The 22225-nt window shown below is 72.5% G+C and carries 13 protein-coding genes; 3 read left to right on the top strand and 10 right to left on the bottom strand.

Going from position 1 to position 22225, the window contains the following annotated elements:
* Positions 1-112: 112 nt before the first annotated feature.
* On the top strand, positions 113-1669 hold the full coding sequence (locus ACWC97_RS07990) for an ABC transporter substrate-binding protein (RefSeq protein ID WP_352273533.1): 1557 nt from the start codon (positions 113-115) through the stop codon (positions 1667-1669).
* 94 nt (positions 1670-1763) lie between these two features.
* Here ACWC97_RS07990 and ACWC97_RS07985 read toward each other — a convergent pair whose 3' ends face one another.
* The 7 genes from ACWC97_RS07985 to ACWC97_RS07955 form a co-directional block, all read right to left on the bottom strand.
* Positions 1764-2492 (bottom strand): TetR/AcrR family transcriptional regulator, encoded by a 729-nt coding sequence (locus tag ACWC97_RS07985; protein ID WP_352273532.1) that lies wholly within the window; start codon positions 2490-2492, stop codon positions 1764-1766.
* A gap of 49 nt (positions 2493-2541) precedes the next feature.
* Positions 2542-3063 (bottom strand): hypothetical protein, encoded by a 522-nt coding sequence (locus tag ACWC97_RS07980; RefSeq protein WP_450648079.1) that lies wholly within the window; start codon positions 3061-3063, stop codon positions 2542-2544.
* A 206-nt stretch (positions 3064-3269) separates the two neighbouring features.
* Complete coding sequence (locus tag ACWC97_RS07975) at positions 3270-4028, bottom strand: succinate dehydrogenase iron-sulfur subunit (protein WP_352273530.1); 759 nt, start codon at positions 4026-4028, stop codon at positions 3270-3272.
* Entirely contained in the window at positions 4028-5782 is a 1755-nt protein-coding gene (sdhA, locus tag ACWC97_RS07970) for a succinate dehydrogenase flavoprotein subunit (RefSeq protein ID WP_352273529.1), read from the bottom strand. The genes ACWC97_RS07975 and sdhA overlap by 1 nt, the downstream gene beginning before the upstream one ends.
* A 29-nt stretch (positions 5783-5811) precedes the next feature.
* Positions 5812-6288 carry a succinate dehydrogenase hydrophobic membrane anchor subunit gene (locus tag ACWC97_RS07965; RefSeq protein WP_352273528.1) on the bottom strand — a complete coding sequence of 159 codons (477 nt, stop codon included), beginning with the start codon at positions 6286-6288 and terminating at the stop codon, positions 5812-5814.
* Positions 6289-6293: 5 nt separating this feature from the next.
* Positions 6294-6674, bottom strand: coding sequence for a succinate dehydrogenase, cytochrome b556 subunit (gene sdhC / locus ACWC97_RS07960; protein ID WP_266913134.1), 381 nt, complete (start codon positions 6672-6674; stop codon positions 6294-6296).
* Between the two features lie 227 nt (positions 6675-6901).
* A complete protein-coding gene (locus tag ACWC97_RS07955; RefSeq protein ID WP_352273527.1) occupies positions 6902-7420 on the bottom strand; it encodes a 2-oxo-4-hydroxy-4-carboxy-5-ureidoimidazoline decarboxylase in 519 nt (172 codons plus the stop codon).
* Between the two features lie 377 nt (positions 7421-7797).
* Between ACWC97_RS07955 and ACWC97_RS07950 the strand changes: the two genes are divergently transcribed.
* Positions 7798-9387, top strand: a complete 1590-nt coding sequence (locus tag ACWC97_RS07950; RefSeq protein ID WP_450648076.1) for a beta-N-acetylhexosaminidase — start codon at positions 7798-7800, stop codon at positions 9385-9387.
* A 111-nt stretch (positions 9388-9498) separates the two neighbouring features.
* Positions 9499-10296 (top strand): DUF4328 domain-containing protein, encoded by a 798-nt coding sequence (locus tag ACWC97_RS07945; protein WP_450648074.1) that lies wholly within the window; start codon positions 9499-9501, stop codon positions 10294-10296.
* A gap of 52 nt (positions 10297-10348) precedes the next feature.
* Here ACWC97_RS07945 and ACWC97_RS07940 read toward each other — a convergent pair whose 3' ends face one another.
* Genes ACWC97_RS07940 through ACWC97_RS07930 form a run of 3 tightly spaced genes read right to left on the bottom strand, consistent with a single transcriptional unit; the run spans position 10349 to position 22166 of the window.
* The gene (locus ACWC97_RS07940) at positions 10349-17509 is read right to left on the bottom strand and encodes a MupA/Atu3671 family FMN-dependent luciferase-like monooxygenase (RefSeq protein WP_450648218.1); all 7161 of its coding nucleotides are present in this window, start codon (positions 17507-17509) and stop codon (positions 10349-10351) included.
* 47 nt (positions 17510-17556) lie between these two features.
* Positions 17557-20904, bottom strand: a complete 3348-nt coding sequence (locus ACWC97_RS07935) for a type I polyketide synthase (protein ID WP_450648073.1) — start codon at positions 20902-20904, stop codon at positions 17557-17559.
* Complete coding sequence (locus ACWC97_RS07930; RefSeq protein ID WP_450648071.1) at positions 20904-22166, bottom strand: MFS transporter; 1263 nt, start codon at positions 22164-22166, stop codon at positions 20904-20906. The genes ACWC97_RS07935 and ACWC97_RS07930 overlap by 1 nt, the downstream gene beginning before the upstream one ends.
* Between the last annotated feature and the right edge of the window lie 59 nt (positions 22167-22225).

Genomic DNA, 22225 nt, shown 5'->3' with positions numbered 1-22225 from the left:
AGTTTTGGTCTTCCCGATGTGAAAATCGTGTGATTGGGTGAACGCCTGAGCATGCGGTGATGTGCGTTCCTGCGCGCGACACCGAGGTGGGGCGTAAGGGAGAGCACGGCAGATGCGGTCGATCCGGGCACGGATTCTCGCGGTTATCGCGGTTTTGGTCATCGCAGGCGTGGTCGCCTGGCAACTGCTCCCCTCGGACGAGGTGAACAGCGATCCCGTCGGCGTCGGCACGACCGACGAGGTCACCTCGCTCGACCCGGCAGGGGCCTACGACGCCGGCTCCTGGGCGCTGTACAGCAACATCTACCAGTCCCTGCTGACCTTCAAGTCCGGTGCCGTCGTGCCGCAGCCGGACGCCGCCGAGAGCTGCCAGTTCATCGGCCAGAAGCTCCAGACGTACCAGTGCAAGCTCCGTGACGACCTGACGTTCTCCAGCGGGCGGAAGATCACCGCCGAGGACGTCAAGTTCTCCATCGAGCGCATGATCAAGATCAAGACGGACGTCGGCCCCTGGGTGCTCTTCCCGAGCCTCAAGAACGTGGTCACCGAGGGCCGCACCATCACCTTCAACCTCTCCTCGCGCGACGCGACCTTCCCGCAGAAGCTCGCCACCGGCGCCGGTTCGATCGTCGACCGCGAGACGTACCCGGCGGACAAGCTCCGCAAGGGGAACACGGTCGACGGCTCGGGGCCGTTCCTGCTGAAGGCGTACCGGGCGGGCGAGATCGCCGAGCTGGTCCCCAACCCCCGTTACAAGGGCGCGCTGACCAAGACCGGTGTCCCGGTGACCGTGCACTACTACAAGACCCCGGACGACCTCGAAAACGCCTGGAAGGCCAAGAAGGTCGAGGTCACGCACCGCGAGCTGCCGCCGACCACCCTCTCCGAGCTGAACCCCGGCGACCCCGACCTGCGCGTCACCGAGGCGGACAGCGCCGAGATCCGCACGATGGTCTTCAACGTCCGGCCCGGCTCCCCGCTGGCCGACAAGAAGGTCCGGCAGGCCGTCGCCGCGATCGTCGACCGCGGACCGCTGGTGAGCAAGATCTACAAGGGCACGGTGGAGCCGCTCTACTCGCTGATCCCGCAGGGCTACATCGGGCACAGCACCCCGTTCTTCGACGCCTACCCGGCGCCGGACCCGGCGCGCGCCAAGCAGCTCCTCCAGTCCGCCGGCGTGCAGCTCCCGGTGACCATCGATTTCGGCTACCGCGGCGGCAGCGAGGCGTACGACAAGGAGACCCAGGAGCTCCGGCGCCAGCTGGAGGCCGACGGACTGTTCAAGCTGAACATCCACTCGGTGGGCTGGCAGAAGTTCCAGAAGGACTACGCCTCCGGCAAGTTCGACGCGTACACGGTCGGCTGGCTCCCCGACTACCCGGACCCCGACACCTTCAGCCAGCCGCTCGTCGGCGCCGACAACAGCCTCCACAACGGCTACTCCGACAAGAAGGTGAACGCCCTCATCGCCGACACGCTCCAGTACAGCGACCGCGGGCGCACCTCGGCCGACTTCAAGGAGCTCCAGGCGCTGGTCGGCGAGGACGTGCCGCTGCTCCCGCTCTGGCAGAAGAAGGACTACGTCGTCAGCTCGAAGGACGTCTCCGGCTCGCAGTACCTCTCCGACGGCACCGGCATCTGGCGGCTCTGGGAGCTGAAGCACATCTGACGCGTCCGCACGACGCGGCACTGGAGGGGGCGGCCTCCGGCATCGGCCGGGGCCGCCCCCTCCGGCATGTCTCCGGTACCTCCCCGCGCACGCCCTACGCGCCCTGCGTGCCCCGTACGCGCCCGGCCGCGGCGCCGGGCAGGAACTCCTCCAGCACGCCGTGGATCTGCCGCACCAGCGGCCGCAGCAGCCGGAACCGGGTGAGCGCGACGGCCCGGGCGATGATCGGGGTGCCCCGCTCCACCAGGCGGCGGCTGCGCCCGGTGTGCTCCGTGCGGTCGTACACCCAGTACAGCACCAGGCCCATCTGCGACAGCCACATCAACTGCGGCAGCAACTCGGCCAGTTCGGGGTCGGCCTTGGTGTCGGCCCCGGCCAGGCACTCCCGGTGGATGGAGATCGCCGCCTCCCGGGCAGCCACCGACTCGGCCGAGAACGGGCTGAGCGGGCTCTCCGGGTCGGCGGCGTTCTTGAAGAACTGGGCGGCGAAGCGGTGGTACGGCTCCGCCACGTCCAGCCAGGTGAGCAGCACCCCGCGAAGACGCGACGCGAGGTCGCGCTCCCCCTCCAGGACCGGCCGGACGGCCGCCGCGTGTTCCGCGGCGAGCCGGTCGTAGAACCCCTGGACCAGGTGCTCCTTGTTGGTGAAGTAGTAATAGGCGTTCCCCACGGAGACGCCGGCCTCCTGGGCGATGGCCCGCATCGTCGTCCGGTCGTAGCCGCGCTCCTGGAAGAGCCGCAGCGCCGTTTCGAGGATGAGTGTGCGGGTCTGCTCGCTCCGGGGGGTCCGGGTTTCCTTCACGTCCTTCGCTTCCTTCACCACGATCCCCGAGGGTATCCGGTGCGGGTCGCGCCGGCCGTCCGGACGGACCTCAGATGCTCATCGCCCGAGCGGTGTTGACCTGGGCCATCACCATCGGGAAGGTCTCCGGGCCGAGCGCCGGGAGCATCGTGGAGTGGGTCCGGCCGTCGCTGACCACGGTCACCTGCACGAAGCCGGTCGTCTGCTTCTCCTTCATCAGCAGGAACAGCAGACCGACCAGGCAGAACAGCGCGAAGACGATCGCGAGCACGATCGCCACCGTCGGGATCTTCTCCTCGGTGCGGGTCAGGTCGGTGGCCGTCCACACCGCGCCCTTGAGCGGCATCGAACCGCTCGGCGTGACGATCTGGTCGTTGACCACGGCGATGTCACCGAGGACCAGCGCCGGCATCCCCGCGGCCGGCACCCCCGCCCCGGGAAACGCGCCCGGCATCCCCGGCTGCGGCGCCATGCCCTGGCCCGGGTGCGGAGGCACGCCCTGCCCGGCCGGCGGGGGTACGCCCTGGCCGGGCTGCTGGGGCTCCGGACCCCACTTGTACGATTCGTCCGCGTACGGATTCGGATCGCTCAACGTTCCCCGCTCTCGGTCGGTCCTGTGCCCCGGGCCTGCTGCACCGGCGGCGGTGAACCGGTGGCGGGCTCCCGGTTCTGGTTCCGGTTCCGGCGACGGTTCCGCATGACCGTACCGCCAGTGGGGGACGGAACGGCAAGAGACCCCTTCCCCGCGGTACCCACCGCGGGAAAGGGGCCTCCTGGCACTGCCGTACCGGTCGGCGGTCAGAAGCGGCGCGTGATCAGCGCCCGCTTGACCTCCTGGATCGCCTTGGTGACCTCGATGCCACGCGGGCAGGCGTCCGTGCAGTTGAACGTGGTGCGGCAACGCCACACGCCGTCACGGTCGTTGAGGATCTCCAGGCGCTGCTCGCCGCCCTCGTCGCGCGAGTCGAAGATGAAGCGGTGCGCGTTGACGATCGCGGCCGGGCCGAAGTACTGGCCGTCGTTCCAGAACACCGGGCACGACGAGGTGCACGCGGCGCACAGGATGCACTTGGTGGTGTCGTCGAAGCGCTCGCGGTCCTCGGGGGACTGCAGGCGCTCGCGGGTCGGCTCGTTCCCCTTGGTGATGAGGAAGGGCATGACGTCGCGGTACGCCTGGAAGAACGGGTCCATGTCGACCACGAGGTCCTTGAGGACCGTGAGGCCCTTGATGGCCTCGATCGTGATCGGCTTCTCCGGGTTGATGTCCTTGATCAGCGTCTTGCAGGCGAGCCTGTTCTTGCCGTTGATCCGCATCGCGTCGGAGCCGCAGATGCCGTGCGCGCAGGAGCGGCGGAACGTCAGCGTCCCGTCCATGTCCCACTTGATCTTGTGAAGGGCGTCGAGGACACGCTCCTTCGGGTCGATCGAGACCTGGAAGTCCTCCCACACGGCCTCGTCGGAGACCTCGGGGTTGAACCGGCGGATACGGAAGGTCGCCGTGATGTACGGCGAGGCGGCGGACTGCGCCTCGACCTTGTCCAGAGTCGGGGTTGCCATCAGTACTTACGCTCCATCGGCTGGTAGCGGGTCTGGACGACGGGCTTGTAGTCGAGCCGGATGGACTCGGTGCCGTCGGCCGCGACCTCGCGGTACGCCATGGTGTGGCGCATGAAGTTGACGTCGTCGCGGTTCGGGTAGTCCTCGCGGTAGTGACCGCCGCGGGACTCCTTGCGGGCCAGCGCGGAGGTCGCCATGACCTCGGCCAGGTCGAGCAGGTTGCCCAGCTCGATGGCCTCCAGCAGGTCCGTGTTGAACCGCTTGCCCTTGTCCTGGATCGACACGTCGAGGTACCGCTTGCGCAGCTCGGCGATCTTGTCCACGGCCGTCTTGATGGTCTGCTCGGTGCGGAACACCATCACGTTGGCGTCCATGCACTCCTGGAGCTCCTGGCGGAGCGCGGCGACGCGCTCGGTGCCCGTGGAGTTCCGCAGCCGCTCGACCTGGTCGACGACCTGCTGCGCCGGGTCCTCGGGAAGCGCGACGAAGTCGCTCTTCTCGGCGTACTCGGCGGCGGCGATGCCCGCGCGGCGTCCGAAGACGTTGATGTCGAGCAGCGAGTTGGTGCCCAGGCGGTTGGCGCCGTGCACGGAGACACAGGCGACCTCGCCGGCGGCGTACAGGCCCGGGACGACGGTGGTGTTGTCGGCCAGCACCTCGCCCTCGACGTTCGTCGGGATGCCGCCCATGGCGTAGTGCGCGGTCGGCTGGATCGGGATCGGGTCCGTGTAGGGCTCGATGCCGAGGTACGTGCGCGCGAACTCGGTGATGTCCGGGAGCTTGGCGTCCAGCTGCTCCGGCGGCAGGTGCGTGAGGTCGAGGTAGACGTGGTCGCCCTCGGGACCGCAGCCGCGGCCCTCACGGATCTCCGTGTAGATGGAGCGGGACACGACGTCACGGGACGCGAGGTCCTTCATGACCGGCGCGTACTTCTCCATGAAGCGCTCGCCGTCCTTGTTGCGGAGGATGCCGCCCTCACCGCGGGCGCCCTCCGTCAGCAGGATGCCCATGCGCCAGATGCCCGTCGGGTGGAACTGGAAGAACTCCATGTCCTCCAGCGGCAGGCCCCGGCGGTAGCAGGCGGCCTGGCCGTCACCGGTCAGGGTGTGCGCGTTCGACGTCACCTTGAAGAACTTGCCGGTGCCGCCCGAGGCGTAGATGACCGACTTCGCCTGGAAGACGTGGATCTCGCCGGTGGCCAGCTCGTAGGCGACGACGCCGGCGGACTTCTTGACGCCGTCCTCCTCGACCACCAGCTGGTCCAGGACGTAGAACTCGTTGAAGAACTCCACGCCCTCCTTGACGCAGTTCTGGTACAGCGTCTGGAGGATCATGTGGCCGGTGCGGTCGCCCGAGTAGCAGGCGCGGCGGACCGGGGCCTCACCGTGGTTGCGGGAGTGACCGCCGAAGCGGCGCTGGTCGATCCGGCCCTCGGGCGTACGGCCGAAGGGCAGGCCCATCTTCTCCAGGTCGAGGACGGCGTCGATGGCCTCCTTCGCCAGGATCTCGGCGGCGTCCTGGTCGACCAGGTAGTCGCCGCCCTTGATCGTGTCGAAGGTGTGCCACTCCCAGTTGTCCTCCTCCACGTTGGCCAGCGCGGCGGCCATGCCGCCCTGCGCGGCGCCCGTGTGGGAGCGGGTGGGGTACAGCTTGGTGAGCACCGCGGTGCGGCTGCGCTTCGTCGACTCGATGGCCGCGCGCATACCGGCGCCGCCGGCGCCGACGATGACGGTGTCGTACTTGTGGATCTGCATGATTTCCTCTGGTCCCTCTGGCCCGGCGCCTAGCGGATGTTCGGGTCGAAGGTGAAGATCACCAGCGTGCCCAGCAGGACGGTGAAGACCGTGGCGGTGTACAGGAGCATCTTCAGCCAGAAGCGGGTGTTGTCCCGTTCGGCGTAGTCGTTGATGACCGTACGGAGACCGTTGGCGCCGTGCAGCATGGCCAGCCACAGCATCCCGAGGTCCCACAGCTGCCAGAACGGCGAGGCCCAGCGGCCCGCGACGAAGGCGAAGCCGATCTTGGACACGCCGCCGTCCAGCACGAGCTGGATCAGCAGGTGGCCCAGGACCAGGACGACCAGGACGATGCCCGACAGGCGCATGAAGAGCCAGGCGTACATCTCGAAGTTGGTGCGCGAACCCTTGGGGGTCTTGTCGGTGCGCTTGCGCGGCGGCTCGATGACCGGGGCGGGGTTGTCGACGTCGTACAGGGAGACACCCTCGACGGAGCCGATCGCGGCGGAGGACTCGGTGGACATGGGCCTCAGCTCCCGAAGACTGCGCGTACGGCGTGACCGAGGACCGGGTACAGCGCCCCGACCATCAGCACGATCCAGATGCCCACGACCGACCAGAGCATCTGCTTCTGGTAGCGCGGGCCCTTGGCCCAGAAGTCCACGGCGACGATGCGCAGACCGTTCAGCGCGTGGAAGAGAATCGCGGCCACCAGGCCGTATTCCAGCAGTGCGACGATCGGCGTCTTGTACGTGGCCACGACGTCGTCATAGGCCTCGGGGGAGACGCGGACGAGAGCGGTGTCCAGGACGTGTACGAACAGGAAGAAGAAAATGAGGACACCGGTGACTCGATGAGCCACCCAGGACCACATGCCTTCCCGGCCGCGGTACAGCGTTCCAGCCGGCACGGAAGAACCCTCCGGGAGCGGGGATTGGGGTCGGCCGGCTTGACTGTCGGTCTGACCCGGCCGGGTACGGTCCACCGGCCCCGGCCATCGTAGCGACGCATTGTCGGTTCGTTCGCGCGGGGGCCCGCGGTGTGATCAAAGTGGCAATCAAACAGGCACGGACGGGCTAGAACGGACCGCTCGGACCGGCAAACCGGTCACCTGACCGGTCTGTCGATGCCATTCCGTTACGAACCCGATACCAGGTCGATGATGCGGCCCCGGGCGAGTCGGCGCATCTCGTCGGCGCTGACGACCCGCTCCTGGTCGTGCTCGTGGCCCAGCCGGGCCCGGATCCCGGCGAGCACCTGGTCCGGCTGCTCGGCCGGCTCCAGCCCGTCCAGGCACATCACGAAGACATGGCCGAACCGCGACTCGTACGCGGCGTGCGCGGCCCGCAGGGCCAGATGGGCGGAGTGCGGCGCGCCGTCGTGCAGACCGGGGGAGACCTCGGCGGCGAGCGCCTCGGAGAGATCCGCGGGGGCGAGGTCGTACCCCGCCTCGTCGGCCGCGGCGAGCAGCGAGTCCAGATCGGGGTAGGGGCGGTGGGCGGTCAGCCGCTGCGCCCAGCGGTGGCTTCCGCAGCAGTCCATCAGGGCGGCCTCGGCCTCGGCGGGCGGCACCGTGTTGAACACGTCGAGCCCGGGGGCGGAGCCGGGGCCGGAACTCTGGGCGGGTACGGCCGTCCGGGTGGCCGGTTGACGCAATTGCTCCGGGAGGCCGGCGCGGGGTTCGCTGGACCTGGACAGCGTGGGCTCCTCGGATCAGCGGCATCTGTGACCCTGGGGCGGTGGCGGCGGAGGGGACCGGGCAGATGCGGGACGAAGGGGGCGAAGGGAGATACGAATGGTTCTCAAAGCTAGCGATCAGGGGCAACGCACGTCCGACAAATGCGCGAACTTCACCCGGACGGGAGAGTTTCGGAACGTCCGGTGATCCGTAGACCAGGAGGGCGGAGAAGCTGTCCGCCCGGCGCCGCCCGGCGTTTCGGCCGGACGGCCCCCGTGCACCCGTACATCCGTCCACCCGGTGCTCCCCGCACCCTCGCCCCCCACACTCCCGCAGACAACGGAGGACTCTGACGATGTCGCCCTCACGCGGCGCGCTCGTGGCCGGTACGGCCCTCACCGCTGCGGCTGCCGCGGTGATCGCGGTCGTCGTCTGGCCGGAGGGCTCCGGTGCCGGACCCGCCGGCCGGGAGACGGACGTACGGGTCGCCACCCCCACGCCCACCCGCAGCTACCCGCTCTCCACCGCGCCCCGCACCATCCCCGCCGTCCGGGAGCACCGCCCGGCCCACGGCCCCGGCTGGCGCCCCGGCCCGGACGGCGGGGTCGTCGTCGCGGGCGGCAGCGGGGCGCTCGCCGACGAGGGGCGGCTGCTGGCCGGCGAGCTGAAGATCCACTACCGGGGCGAGGTGCCCGCCCGCGCGGGCGACGTGGAGCTGGCCCTCGCCCCGGGCGGCGCCCCCGAGTCGTACACCCTCGGCGTCCGCGACGGGCGGGTCCGGATCAGCGGGCCCGACGAGGCCGGGGTCTTCTACGGGACCCGCACCCTGAAGCAGTCGGTGCGCGCCGACGGCACGATGCCGGAGGGCGAGGTGCGCGACCGCCCCGACCGGCCGCAGCGCGGCCTCAACCTCGACATCGCCCGCAAGCACTACACCGCCGCCTGGATCGAGGACCGGCTGCGCGAGATGGCCGACCTCAAGCTCAACCAGCTCGGCCTGCACTTCTCCGACGACCAGGCCTTCCGCATCGAGTCCCGCACCCACCCCGAGGTGGTGTCGCCCCAGCACCTCACCCAGGCGGAGGTACGGCGGATCCTCGCCCTCGCCGCCCGGCTGCACATCCAGGTCGTCCCGGAGATCGACTCGCCGGGCCACCTCGGCGCGGTCCTCCGCGCCCACCCCGACCTCCAGCTCCGCAACGCGTCGGGGGCGCGGAGCACCGGGTCGCTGGACATCTCCAACCCCGGCTCGGCCAAGCTCGTCGACGAACTCCTCGGCGAGTTCACCGGGCTGTTCACCGGCTCCTACTGGCACCTGGGCGCCGACGAGTACCTCGCGCTGATGGCCCGCGACCCGGCCGCCTCCTACCCGCAGCTCCAGGCCGCCGCCCGGCGGAAGTACGGGGCGGCCGCCTCGATCAAGGACCTGACGACCGGCTGGCTGAACGACCGCACGGCGTTGGTGCGCCCGCACGGCAAGAAGCCCAAGGCGTGGAACGACGGCTTCTTCCGCGACGGGACCGTCCGCGCCGACAAGGACATCGAGGTCGAGTACTGGACCGGGAAGGAGTACGGGGCCCGCCCGCCGGAGGAGTACCTGCGCGAGGGGCGCCGGGTGGTGAACCTCAACGACGAGTACCTCTACTACGTGCTCGGCCAGCCCAACAACTTCGTCTACCCGACCGGCGAGCGGATCTACGAGCAGTGGACCCCGCTGGTCCTGCGCGGCACCACCCCGGTACCTGCGTCCTACTCCGGGCAGATCCTCGGCGGCCGGTTCGCGGTCTGGGGCGACCTCCCGCAGGCGCAGACCCCGCAGCAGGTGGCCGACGGCATCCGGATGCCGCTGCGCGCCGTCGCCCAGAAACTGTGGGTTCCCGGAAAGCCCGCGCTGAGCTGGGAACGCTTCCGCGCCCTGGCGGACCGGATCGACGCGGCGGGCTGAGCCGCGATTCCGGTGGACAGGGCGGCGCGCAGCGCCTACGTTCCGGAAGTCGTGCGGTCCGGGGAGGGGCGCACGCTTCCGCGTGCGCGCCACGCGTCCGCGTACCGAACCATGGGGGGTTCCGTTTTCATGCTCTGCTTCACCTGCCGTCTCAGACCGCCGGTCACCGGGGACGGACGCTGCGCGGTCTGCGCCGGTGCCGCGGCGGCCCCGGCCTTCCACGCGCCGCAGCAGTACCTCCGCTCGCCCGAGGGGCTGGCCAAGGCCGTCGTCGTCCTGCTGTCGGTGGTCGCGGCGGCGGACGTGCTCGCCGTGGCCGCGGGGGCGAACTTGCGGCGGCTGATCACGGCCGCGATGGCCGACTACGCCTCGGTCAGCGACAAGGAGGCGGAGCTCGCCGACAACCTGTACGCGGGGGCCGGGGGGCTCCAGGCCCTCGCCTTCCTGGCGACCGCGGTCGTCTTTCTCATGTGGTTCCACCGGGTGCGGCACAACGCGGGGATCTTCGACCGGTCCATGCAGCCGATGCGGCCCGGCTGGGCCATCGGCGGCTGGTTCATCCCGATCGCCAACCTGGTGCTGCCGCGCCGGATCGCGGGCGGCATCTGGACCGCGAGCGCCCAGACCAACACCGACGGCAGCTGGCGCCATGTCCCGGCCACCGTGATGAACCTGTGGTGGGGCGTCTGGATCGGCTCGCTGCTCCTCTCCCGGTTCGCGCAGCGCAGATACATGGCCGCCGAGTCGCCGCAGGAGATCGTGGACGCGGCCGGTCTGGTGATGGCGACCGACGCGCTGGACATCGTGGCCGCCGTGCTCGCCGTCCTCTTCGTCCGCAAGCTCACCCGGATGCAGGGCGAGCGGGCGAACCTCGGCGTGTACCCGCTCGGCACGGGGCCCGTGGCCTGAACCCGGACCGGACCGGGCGGAGGCGTCCGCGCCCCGCCCGGTCCGGTGCCGGTCAGTCCGCCGGGCCGGCGGGCGGCTGCCGGGTCTCGTCCCGCAGCAGTTGTACGTAGTCCCGTGTCCAGGACTCGACCGTGGCCCGGTCCCACAGGTCGGCCGAGTACTCCACGGCGCAGTGGAGCACGTCGTCGACCGGGGTCAGCGCCACGGTGAGCTCCGACCGGGACGCGGCCGCGGCGATCTCCGTGACCGTGGTGGTGAGCCCCGGCAGTTCGATCCCGGTGTCCAGCGAACTCTCGTAGGCCAGGTTGACGCTCAGGGTCTGCGGCAGCACGACGCCCTTGCGTTCCTTCATCGCCGGGGCCACCCGGCGCGGCGGCATGGCGTTCTCCATGCCCAGGATCGCCGTCCGGGTCACCCGGTCCGTCAGCTCCGCGAAGGTCCCGGCGCACGCGTCGCGGACCCGCAGGGCGAAGCCGATGGCCGTGCACCCGACCAGGGACTCGAACGCGCGGCTCTCCCGGCCCGCGTAGGAGACGTTCATCATCACGTCGTCCTGCCCCGACTTCGCCGCGAGCAGCCGGCCGAGCGCCGCCGCGGTCACCACGAAGGGGGTCGTCGCCCGGCGGGCGGCCAGCCGTTCCACGGCGGCCCGGACCTCGGCGTCCACGGTGAACTCGACGATCCCGCCCCGCCCGCTGAGCTGCTCCGGCCGCGGCCGGTCCGTCGGCAGGTCTACGGAGAAGGGGGCGTCGACCAGCTCCTCCAGCCAGTACTCCGTGCGGCGGGCGGCGGTCGCCGCGTCGTGGGCGGCCTGCCAGTGCGCGTACTCCACGTGCTGGGGCGCCTCGGCGGACAGGCCGTGGCCGGTCCCGGTGACGTCCGCGCGGTAGAACGCGGAGAGCTCCTTGAGCACCGTGGTCAGGGCCCATCCGTCGCAGGTGCAGTGGTGCACGACGAACAGCAGCACCCACTCCTCGGCGCCGGTGCGCAGCAGCCGGGCGGAGATCATCTCGCCCTCGAAGATGTCCAGCGGGGTCTCGGCCGCCAGCTCGGCGAGCCGGTCCGCCTCGGCCCGCCGCTCGGCCTCGGGCAGCGCGGTGAGGTCGTCGACCGGCAGGTCGAAGGGGCGGGGCTCCAGCACCTCCTGCCGCCAGGACTCCGCGCCCTCCCGTACCAGCCGGGTACGCAAACCCTCGTGACGATCCGTCAGTTGCTGGAGGGCGGTGCGCAGGGAGCCGGGGGCCAGCGGCCCGGAGAAGGCGATCCGCAGGGCGACGTTGTAGACCTGCGGTCTGGAGTGCTGGGAGTGCACGGTGGCGAAGCGTGCCTGCTGGTGGTCGGCCGGGCCGGAGCGGACGACCCTTCTCGCCCCGGCGCCCTGTACGAACTCCGTCATGGCACGCAGGGTGGGCTCCTGGTAGAGGCGCGAGAGCGGGTACTCGACGCCCCAGGCCTCCCTGATCCGGTTGACCAGCCTCATCACGGTGAGCGAATGCCCGCCCAGGTCGAAGAGGGAGACGTCCGGGTCGATCGCCGAGGCGGTGAGGTCGAACTCGGCCGCCCAGAGCGCCCGCAGCCCGTTCTCCGCGGCGGTGCGGGCAGCGGACTCCGGCCCGGCCGCGGCTTCCGGCTCCGGCCGGTCGGCCGGGGGGAGCTGCGCCCGGTCCACCTTGCCGTTGGCGGTCAGCGGCAGCTCGTCCAGTACCCGCCAGACGCGCGGCACCATGTACTCCGGCAGGTGCTGGTGGAGTTCCCCGGCCCAGGCGTCCGTACGGTCCTCGCCCGGCTCCTCGGGCACCACGTAGGCGGCCAGGAAGGTCTCGCCGTTGGACCTGCGCAGACCGGTGACGGCGGCCCGGCGGACCCCGTCGAGCCGGGTCAGCGCCCGCGTCACCTCCTCCGGCTCGACCCGGAACCCGCGGATCTTCACCTGGTCGTCGGTGCGGCCCACGAAGACGAGCTGCCCGTCCGCAGTCCAGCGGACCAGGTCGCCGGTGCGGTAGTGACGGTCCTCGGCGTCGGACGCGGGGGTGAACCGTTCCCCGGTGAGGTCGGGCCGGTGCAGATAGCCGTCGGCCACCCCCGGTCCGCCGACGAGGAGTTCGCCCACCGCGCCGACCGGCACCGGCTTGTCCGACGGGTCCACCACCCGCACCGAGACGTTGTCGACCGGCCGCCCGATCGCGATCGCCTCGGGGCCGGGGCCCGGCGCGACCGTCCCGGCGACGCACAGCACGGTCGTCTCGGTCGGGCCGTAGACGTTCACCGTCTCGTAGGGGGCCTCGGGGCGGGGCCGGGTCCTGAGCGCCTCGCCGCCCAGCAGCAGATGGCGCAGCGGCGGCTGGTCGGCCGCGGGCAGCCGCAGCACCTCCTCGCCCAGGGCCGTCGGCAGGATGCTGAACGAGATCTTCCGGTCCGCGTACCACCGGGCCAGGGCCAACGGGTCGCGGCGTACCCGCTCATCGGCCACGACGAGCGTGGAGCCCGCCGTCAGCGCCGGCCAGATCTCCACGAGCGAGGCGTCGAAGCTCTGGCCGCACACGACGGCGCTGCGGTCGTCGGCGGTGAACGCGAACCGCTCGTGGTGCCACTGGCAGAGGTCCACCAGGCAGCGGTGGGTGAGCACGACGCCCTTGGGCGTGCCGGTGCTGCCCGAGGTGTGGACGACGGCGAACGGCGCGGAGGGGGAGACGGCCGCGTCGGGCCCGGGTGCCCCCGCCGGCCCGGCGTCCGCGACGGCGTCCGGGGCGACGACGGCGACCGACGCGGGCAGCTCCAGCTCCTTCGCCCCGGCCGCGTCGCTGATCACCGTACGGGCGCCGCTCGCGGCGATCACCTGGGCGGCGCGGACCCGGCCGAGCGACGGGTCGAGCGGTACGTACGCGCGACCGGACCGGGCCACCGCGAGCAGCGCCACGACGAGCTCCGCGGAGCGCGGCAGCCACACCGCGACCACGGGCTCCCGCTCCCCGTCCACCGGTTGCGCGGCGAGCACGGCGGCGAGCCGCCCGGACCGTTCGTCCAGCTCCCGGTAGGTCAGTACGGCGTCCTCGCCGATCACCGCGGTCCGCCCGGGGTGCTCGGCCGCCCGCCGGGCGACCCAGCCGTGCACGGTGGTGTCGGCGACCGGCCGGACCGGGCCGCGCAGCCAGCTCTCCGGCACCTCGTCGCCCTCGGCCACCGGGCGCGCGAGCAGCGACAGCGGGGTGGCGGGCCGGTCGACGGCGGCGGCGAGGAGTTCGCGGAAGACCGTGAAGAACCGGTCGACGGTGTCCGGGTCGAACAGGTCGGAGTTGTACTCCAGATGGCAGCGGATGCCCTCCGGACGGTCGGTGAAGTACACCGTCAGGTCGGTCAGCGCCTTGTCGGGCCCCTCGTCCAGCGCCTCCGCCTCGATACCGGGGAGGTCCAGGCGGAACGGTTCCGCCGACTGGAACTCGGCGCACACCTGGAACACCGGCGTACGGTCCGTCCGGCGCGGCGGCGCGATCGCCCGCACCACCTCCTCGAACGGGGTGCCCGCGTGGTCGTACGCGTCGAGCGCGACGGCGCGCACCCGTTCCAGCAGCGTCGCGAACCCGGGATCGCCGGTCAGGTCGACCCGCAGGGCGAGGGTGTTCACGAAGAAGCCGATCAGCTCCTCGGCCCGCTGCGGCCGGTCCGAGACCGGGATGCCGACGACGATGTCCTCCGCCCCCGTGACCCGGTGCAGCATCGCCGCCCACCCGGCCACCAGGGTCATGAACAGGGTGGCGCGCCGGTCGCGGCCCACCCCCCTGACCCGTTCGGACAGGACGGGGTCGAGGGTGCGGAAGACGGCGCGGCCCGCGGAGGTCATCTCGGCGGGCCGGGGACGGTCGGTGGGCAGGTCGAGGACGGGCAGGTCGCCGCCGAGCACCCGCGTCCAGTGGGCCAGGTCCCGCGCCGCGTCGGGGCCGCCGGCCGCCGCCCGCTGCTCCCGCGCGTGCTGGACGCAGCTCCAGGTCAGCTCGGGCAGGACGGCGGGGGTGCCGTCGCGCTCCGCCCGGTAGAAGGCGGACAGGTCCCGGCACAGGACGGTCGCCGAGGCCGCGTCGACCACGATGTGGTGGAAGGACATGACCAGGACGTGCTCGTCGGACCCGGTCCGTACGAGGCGGCTGATGAACAGCGGGCCGTTCTCCAGGTCGAAGCGGCGGGCGCTCTCCGCCGCCAGCACCTCCCGTACGGCCGCCTCGGGCCGGGACGTGCCGTCCACCACCGCGAAGTCGGGCCCGGCCGTCTCCCGCACCAGTTGGACCGCCGAGTCGCCGGCCGGGCGGAAGACGGTGCGCAGCCCCTCGTGGCGGTCGACGAGCCGGCGCAGCGCGGTGTGCAGCGCCCCGGTGTCGAGCGGGCCGCGCAGGCGGACGGCCTTGACCTCGTTGTAGGCGGTGCGGCCCGGGAGCAGCCGCTCCAGGAACCAGATCCGCTCCTGGCCGGGGGAGAGCGGGGCGGGAGCGGGGGCGGGGGCCCGGCGTTCGCGGTGGCGGCGGCGCAGGGCGTCGAGCCGGGGGAGTCCGGCGCGCAACTGCTCCCCGGAGACGCCGAAGTCGACCAGGGCGACGATCTCGTCCGCCCCGGCGTCGGTGACCGCCTCGACCACCGGCAGGACGGTGTCCACCGAGCCGATCAGGGCCCGCTGGTCGCAGTAGCGGCCGTAGGCGCGGCGGAAGACGACGTCCAGGTCGTCCTCGCTGAGCGACCGCAGATCGGTGGTGGCGCCCAGGCTGTGGGTGACCCCGCTGAACAGGGAGAGCGAGGCCCGCATGTACCGGGACATCGGGGCGAACGCCTCGGCCCGGGCGGTGTCGTGGTCGTCGGCGAGGTAGGTGTGCAGCAGGACGGCGATCCGCCCGGCGGCCGGGTCGAGGCCGTGCCGGGCCCGTGCGGCGCGGTAGCGGGCGACGTTCTCCCGGAGCTGGTCGACGTCCTGGGTCATCAGGTTGGTCACGATGCCCAGGTCGTGCGCACCGGCGCGTTCGAACGACTCGGGGTTGCCGACCACCGCCGTGTAGAGCGGCGGCATCTCCTGGACGGGGCGGGGGAAGAGCCGGACCTCCCGTTCGCCGTCCCCGGTGGTGCGGCGCAGCGGTTCGCCGCGCCAGAGGCTCCGTACCTCCTCCAGCCGGTCGTACATCTCCTGCTTGTGCGGGCCGAAGCGTTCGGGGAAGAAGACGAAGTCGTTGGCGTTCCAGCCGCTCGCGACGCCGAGGCCGACGCGCCCGCCGGAGAGGTTGTCCGCCATGGACCACTCCTCGGCCACCCGGATCGGGTCGTGCAGCGGGAGCACGACCGAGCCGGCGTTGAGGCGGATGCGCCGGGTCTCCCGGGACAGCGCGGCGGCCAGGACGGCGGGGTTCGGGAAGAGGCCGCCGAAGGAGTTGAAGTGCCGTTCGGGCATCCACAGCGCCTCGAAGCCGTGCTCGTCGGCGAACCGGGCGGCCTCCATGAGCAGTTCGTAGCGGCCCTCCCGCGGGCCGGTGCCGTCCTCCGGCTCCGGGTAGTCGCCGAAGAAGTAGAGGCTGAAGTCCGCCCGGCGCGGCCCGGCGGGGGCGGCCGGGGCGGTCACGGGTGCGGGGGCCTCGACCGGGGCGGGGGCCGGTGCGGGGGCAGGGGTGGGGGCCTCCACCGGGGCGGGTGCGGTCCGGGCGGGCGCGGCCGCCGGGGCGAGCACTCTGCCGGTACGGAAGAACCCGGCGTTCCGCAGCTCCGTCAGCGACCCCCGTACGGCGTCGGCCACATGGGCGATGTCGTCGTCGGTGTGTGCCGTGGAGAGGAAGAAGTTGCGCCACTCCCAGACGTGCACGCCGCGCAGCATCAGGTGGTAGTAGAGGAGCTCCATGTCGGCGCGGTGCTCGAAGCGGAACTGGGAGCCGAACCAGCCCATCCGCAGCGGGAATTCCTCCGCCTCGAAGAAGCCGTTGAGCCCGGTGGCCAGTTCGGCCGTGCGGGCGTTGAGCCGCTGCTGGAGGCCCGGGCCCCGTTCCTTGAGATGGGTGAGCACGGCGTGCGCGGCGGTCATCGACACGGGGTGCTGGAGGTAGGTGCCGCCGAAGAAGGTGGTGTCGGCGGTCGGGCCGCTGTCGTCGCCGTAGCTCCAGTAGCCGCCGTCGACCCCGTCCAGGATGTCGGCGCGGCCGGCGATCGCGCCGATGGGGAAGCCGCCGCCGAGGAGCTTGCCGTAGGTGGCGAGGTCCGGGGTGACGCCGTAGAGCTCCTGGGCGCCCCGGAGCGCGGGGCGGAAACCGGTCAGCATCTCGTCGAACATGAGCACGATGCCGTGCCGGGCGGTCAGTTCGCGCAGTTTGCGGACGAACGCGACGGGCTGGAGCGAGGGGTGTCTGCTCTGCACCGGTTCGATGATCACCGCGGCGATCCGGGCCGCGTCCCGCTCGATGGCGTGGAGGGATTCCTCGCTGCCGTATTCGAGGACGGTCAGCTCGGAGACGGCGCTCTGCGGGATGCCCCGGGAGACGGGCACGGTCCGTTCCGGGGCGCCGTGTCCGGCGTCCCTGCCCAGCACCTGGTCGGCGTGGCCGTGGTAGGCGCCGGTGAAGGTGACGATCCGGTCGCGGCCGGTGGCGGCGCGGGCCAGCCGGATCGCCGCCGCGTTGGCCTCCGTGCCGGAGTTGGCGAAGGCCACCCGCTCCATCCCGGTCAGCTCGCACAGCAGCTCGGCGGCCCCGCCCGTCTCGACGCTGCGGGGGCCGAGCCGGATGCCCCGGGAGAGGTGCTCGTGCACGGCCTCCCGGACGAAGTCCGGCTCGTGGCCGAAGAGGAGGACCCCGAAGCCCATGGTGATGTCGGTGTAGGCGTTGCCGTCGATGTCCTCGATCCGGGCGCCCGCCGCGCGGCGGGCCGCCACGGGGTAGAGCATCTCCTTGGTCGACCTGCGGTATCCGACGATCGCCCGGCTGTCGGCGAGCCGGCGGCGGTGGCGCTGGGCCAGCTCCCTGGAGGCCGCCGTCCGCGCCGTGTACCGGCGTACGAGGTCGTCGAGGTGGTCCTGCTGGGCGCGGGGCGAGGTGGCGCGGACCATGCCCGCGTCGGGGGAGACCACCACGCGCGGCCCGTGCGCCCGGGGCTGCGGCGGGTCGGGCTGCGGTGCGTCGGGCTGCGGTGTGCCGGCGGCCGGGGCCGGGGCCTGCCGGGCGTGGATCCGTGCGCCGATGTCCCGGGTGAGCTCCGCCATGGCGGCCAGCTCCCGGTCGAGGGTGGCGCCGAGGCTCTCCTGCTCGTTCACCGGGCCACCTCTCCGTCCGGCGCGGCCGGGTGCGCGCCCTGGAGCGCGAGCAACTGGGAGAGCTGGGAGATCTGGGTGAGCATCTGGAGCTGGATCTGCGACAGCTGCTGGACCCGCCGGGTCAGGTCCAGCAGCTCCTGCCGGGTGACGGAACCGGCGTCCGCGACGGCGGCGTGCGCGACGGGCGGCGCGGAGTCGACCGGCGGTACGGGGACGACCGGCGGTACGGGGACGACCGGCGGTGCCACGGGCAGCGGCGCGGGCACGGGAGCGGACACCGGCACCGGAGCGGACACGGGGGCCGGGGCCGGGGCGGGAGCAGGCGCGGATATCGGCCCGGAGGGCGCCGCCACCCCCGTCTCCCGGGGCAGCCGCGCGGCGACGAGTTCGGCGAGCAGCCGCGGCGTGCCCGTCTCGTCGAACAGCTCCCGCATCGTGACCCTGACCCGGTGCTCCTGCTCGATCTCCCGGAGCACGTTGATCATCAGGAGCGAGTCCGCGCCGAGATCGAAGAACGGGGTGTCGGGGACCGAGGTGAGGTCCTCCCCGAAGGTCCTGGAAAGGACACCGAGGATGCTGTCCAGCAGCCGCCTGGTCTCCGTCGCCTCTGATGCCATGGTGCGTTCCTCTCTCGCCGGGGAAATGGATGCGCGGGGGCCGGGCGGGGCGCCGACCCAGTGGTGCCGGTGCTGGAAGCGGTAGCCGGGCAGCGGGACGCGCCGCCCTCCGGTGCCCGCCAGGAACGTCTCCCAGCGGAGCTCCGCCCCCGCGCAGTGCAGCGTCGCGGCGGCGCCGAAGAGCGCGGTGAGTCCGGTGGTCCGGTGCAGGGACGGCGTCGCCCGCACCCCGGGAAGGGCACGGCGGGCCAGGCTGCTGAGGGTGGTGTGCGGGCCGATCTCCAGGAGCACGTCGGGCCGTTCACCGGCCAGGGCGCGCAGCGCGGCGTCGTAGCGCACCGGCTCGCGGGCCTGGCTGAGCAGGTACTCAGGGTCCGGTGTCCAGCCGGGTTCGCGGACCCGGCCGTCGAGCGAGCCGACGAAGCGGGTCCGCACCGGCGCGAAGGGGGTCTTCGACAGCACCGTCGCGAACGCGTCGAGCATCGGCTCCGTCGTCGCGGTGTGGAACGCCCGGTCGACCGCGAGGCGTTCGTACGGGACGGACCGCCCGTCGAGCGCGGCGCACAGCCGCCCCACGTCCGCCACCGGACCGGCCAGCACCTGGGACCGCTCCCCGTTGGTCGCGGCGAGCTCCACGCCGGGGTGCGCGGCGGCCAGCTCCCCGGCCGCCTCCCGGGTCAGGGCCACCGCCACCATGGCACCCGGCACGCAGTGCTCCCGCATCAACCGGCCCCGGTGCGCCAGGAGTTCCAGCCCGTCCTCGACGGTCAGCGCCCCGGCCGCGTACAGCGCCGCGTACTCGCCGACGCTGTGCCCGGTCACCGCCGACGGTTCGACGCCCGCCTCCGCCCAGAGCCGGACCAGGGCGCACTGGAGGGCGAACAGGGCGGGCTGCGCCGTCGAGGTCGGCCAGACGGCCCCCGGCGCGTCCGCCCCTCCGCTCCCGTCGAGGAGCCCGGCCAGCAGCGGTTCGCCGGTGAGGCGCCGGTGCGCGTCCTCGCAGGCGTCGAGGACCTCCCGTACGACGGGGAACCGCTCGTACAGGCCGGCCGCGGCCCCCGGGCGCAGCGCCCCCTGACCGGTGAACTGGAACGCCACCCGGGCGGGCCCGTCCCCCGTCGCGACGGGATCCGCCGCGTCCGCGCGGGCTCCGGGGCCGGTGAGCCAGGTGTCGAGGGCGTCGGCCAGCGCGGCCGGGGTGGCGCCCCGGACCGCGATCCGGTGGCGGCCGTGCGAGCGCCCCAGGGCGGTGGTCGTGACGAGATCCGCCGGGGACAGCGCGGGCCGCCGGCGCAGCACGTCGCGGAACGACCGCGCGTTGTCCACGAGGGCCTCCCGGCTCGTCGCGGAGACCAGGAGCACGTCCGGCGGGGGGACGACGGAGGCGGGGCGCGGCCCGGGGTCGGGGGCCTCCTCCAGGATCAGGTGGACGTTGGTCCCGCCGACGCCGAGCGAGGTGACCCCGGCCCGCCGGGGGGTCTTGTCGTCGGGCCAGGGCTGGGCGGCGGTCGGCGCGTAGAACGGGCTGTCCGCCAGCCCAAGCAGCGGATTGGGTTCGGTGAAACCGGCGATCGGCGGGATCACCCCGTGCTTGAGGACCAGCAGCGTCTTGACGAACCCGGCCAGCCCGGCGGCCGCGTCGAGGTGCCCGATGTTGGCCTTGACGGCACCGAGGGCGCAGTAGCCGGTCCGGTCGGTGTCCTGCCGGTACGCCGCGCCCGCCCCCGCCAGCTCGATGGGGTCGCCCTTGAGGGTGCCGGTGCCGTGGGTCTCCAGATAGCCGATGGTCCCCGCGCCGACGCCCGCGTGGTCCAGCGCCCGGCGCACGGCCCACTGCTGGCCCCCCGCGCTGGGCGCCGCGAACGCCTTCTTGCCGGAGCCGTCGTTGCACACGCCCCAGCCCCGGACGACGCCGTGCACGGTGTCGCCGTCCGCGAGCGCCCGGTCCAGCCGCTTCAGGACGACGGCGACGACACCGTTGCCCCCGACGGTCCCGTTCGCGGCCGCGTCGAACGCCCGGAGCCGGCCGGACCTGGAGAGGATCGAGCCCTTGACGTAGTGGTAGCCGAGGACCTGCGGCACGTGGACGGCGCTGGCGCCGACCAGGGCGACGTCGCACTCGTCCAGCAGCAGCGACTGGGCGGCGAGCTGCACCCCCACCAGCGAACTGGAGCAGCCCGTCTGCACGTTGACGGCGGGGCCGGTGAGGCCGAGCCGGTAGGCGACCCGGGTCGCGTTGAAGTCGGTGAAGTTGCCCACCATGACCTGCATGCCGGCCAGCCAGTCGCCGATGTCCTCGTTCGGCAGGACGTTGTTGAGCAGGTAGGACTGCATGTTGTACAGGTGGTAGCCGGCGCTGGCGTAGACCCCGATCCGCTTCCCGTCCCGCTCGTCCGGGTAGCCGGCGTTCTCCAGGGCGTGCTGGGCGCACTCCAGGAACAGCCGGTGCTGGGGGTCGGTCAGCCGGGCCTCGCGGGCGCTCATCCCGAAGTGCCGGGCGTCGAACCCGGCGATGTCGTCGAGGACGGCCGAGGCGCCGACGAAGTCGTCGCGCCCGTACAGTTCCTCGGGGACGCCCGCGTCCTTCAGCTCGTCCCCGGTGAAGCGGGTGAACCGGTCCTCGCCGTCGCGCACGATGCGCCACAGCTCCTCCGGGGTGTCCGCCCCCGGCAGCCGGAAGGCCATCCCGACCACGGCGAGACGGGGGTCCGGTGCGCGGCCGTCCATCAGGTGCTCCCTTCGCGTACGACGTCGCCGCCGGCTTCGTGCGACGGCTCGGGGCCGCCGGCCGCCGGGGCGCGGCGGCGCAGCACGAGCAGGGCCAGCAGGGCGAGGCAGAGGACGATGGCGAGGCCGTGCAGGGCGCCGACCACCTTGAACGGGGAGAAGGACTCCAGCAGCGCCCCGCTGACCAGCATCCCCAGCCCGAACCCGGCGTTCTCGGCCGAGGCGGAGAGCCCGAAGAGGCGCCCGCGCTGCTCGTCCGGGACCGCCTGGAGCCGGGACACGTAGACGACCTCGGTGAACCCGTCCGCCACCCCGGCGACGAGCGCCGCGGCGAGCACCGGCACGGTCGGCAGCCCGCTGAACACGACGATGAACGCGGCCGACATGACACAGGCGCCCACCGCGAAGGCCCGCTCGCCGAAGGTTCGCCCGGTGCGGCGGGTGTACCGGGACAGAGCCTGCTGGGCGATGATCGTGCCGACCGCCCAGACGGCCCAGAACCGGCTGACGAAGGTGGCCGGATGGGCGGGGTCCAGCAGGCTGGAGTAGACGGGCAGCGCGACGTTGTGCGAGGAGGACCCCAGCCCGTCGACGGCCCGCACGGCGATCATCGCCAGCAGCAGCGGCGCCCCGGCCCACAGCAGCCGCAGGGACGTGGACGGCGCGTCCGGCGCGGCCTCCCCGCCGCCCCCGGCCGTCTCGGACCGGGCCCGCGTACGGATCGGCAGCGACAACAGCACCGAGGCGGAGACCAGGAACGTCGCCGCGTCCAGGGCGAACGCCACCGTGTATCCGAGCTGCGCCACCACCACCCCCGCCGAGGCGAAGCCCGCGATCATGGCGAGGGAACGGCCGGTGACCAGCAGCCCGTTGGCGCGGGTCCGGTGCTCGGCCCCCACGATCTCCGGGATGCTGCTGCGCAGCGCGACCTGGGAGAGGGTCGAGCAGCTCCCGGTGACCACGGCCAGGCAGTACAGCAGCGAGACCCGGCCGGCCTCCGGGGCCAGCAGCAGCGCCAGCAGCGCCAGCGCCTGCCCGAGGTCGGCGCCCACGATCAGCCGCTTGCGGTCGTACGACGAGACGAGCCGCCCGCTGACGAACCCGGCGGCCACGCTCGTCCCCAGCCGCACCGCCATGAAGAGTCCCGCGGCCAGGGCGCTGCCGGTGACGTGGTAGACGAAGACGTTCAACGCGACCATGTTCAGGTAACTGCCGTACGCGGAAACACCGTTACCGAGAACGAGCAGCCGGAAATGCTTCATGCGCGACCTTCCGGATGGCACGGGAGGACCGGGCGCCGGTTGCCCGCGGCCCCGACCTC

The organism is Streptomyces sp. NPDC001108, from assembly GCF_053598535.1.
The sequence above is the reverse complement of the archived record's forward strand: the minus strand, read 5'-3'. Positions and strand labels throughout refer to the sequence as shown.

What these genes read in the sequence shown, in the direction of transcription:
- ACWC97_RS07945 (WP_450648074.1), top strand. Translation starts at nt 9,499, where the DNA reads ATGGGGGGTTCCGTTTTCATGCTCTGCTTCACCTGCCGTCTCAGACCG.
- sdhA (WP_352273529.1), bottom strand. Translation starts at nt 5,782, where the DNA reads ATGCAGATCCACAAGTACGACACCGTCATCGTCGGCGCCGGCGGCGCC.
- ACWC97_RS07930 (WP_450648071.1), bottom strand. Translation starts at nt 22,166, where the DNA reads ATGAAGCATTTCCGGCTGCTCGTTCTCGGTAACGGTGTTTCCGCGTAC.
- ACWC97_RS07940 (WP_450648218.1), bottom strand. Translation starts at nt 17,509, where the DNA reads ATGGCGGAGCTCACCCGGGACATCGGCGCACGGATCCACGCCCGGCAG.
- ACWC97_RS07950 (WP_450648076.1), top strand. Translation starts at nt 7,798, where the DNA reads ATGTCGCCCTCACGCGGCGCGCTCGTGGCCGGTACGGCCCTCACCGCT.
- ACWC97_RS07965 (WP_352273528.1), bottom strand. Translation starts at nt 6,288, where the DNA reads ATGTCCACCGAGTCCTCCGCCGCGATCGGCTCCGTCGAGGGTGTCTCC.
- ACWC97_RS07935 (WP_450648073.1), bottom strand. Translation starts at nt 20,904, where the DNA reads ATGGACGGCCGCGCACCGGACCCCCGTCTCGCCGTGGTCGGGATGGCC.
- ACWC97_RS07975 (WP_352273530.1), bottom strand. Translation starts at nt 4,028, where the DNA reads ATGGCAACCCCGACTCTGGACAAGGTCGAGGCGCAGTCCGCCGCCTCG.
- ACWC97_RS07990 (WP_352273533.1), top strand. Translation starts at nt 113, where the DNA reads ATGCGGTCGATCCGGGCACGGATTCTCGCGGTTATCGCGGTTTTGGTC.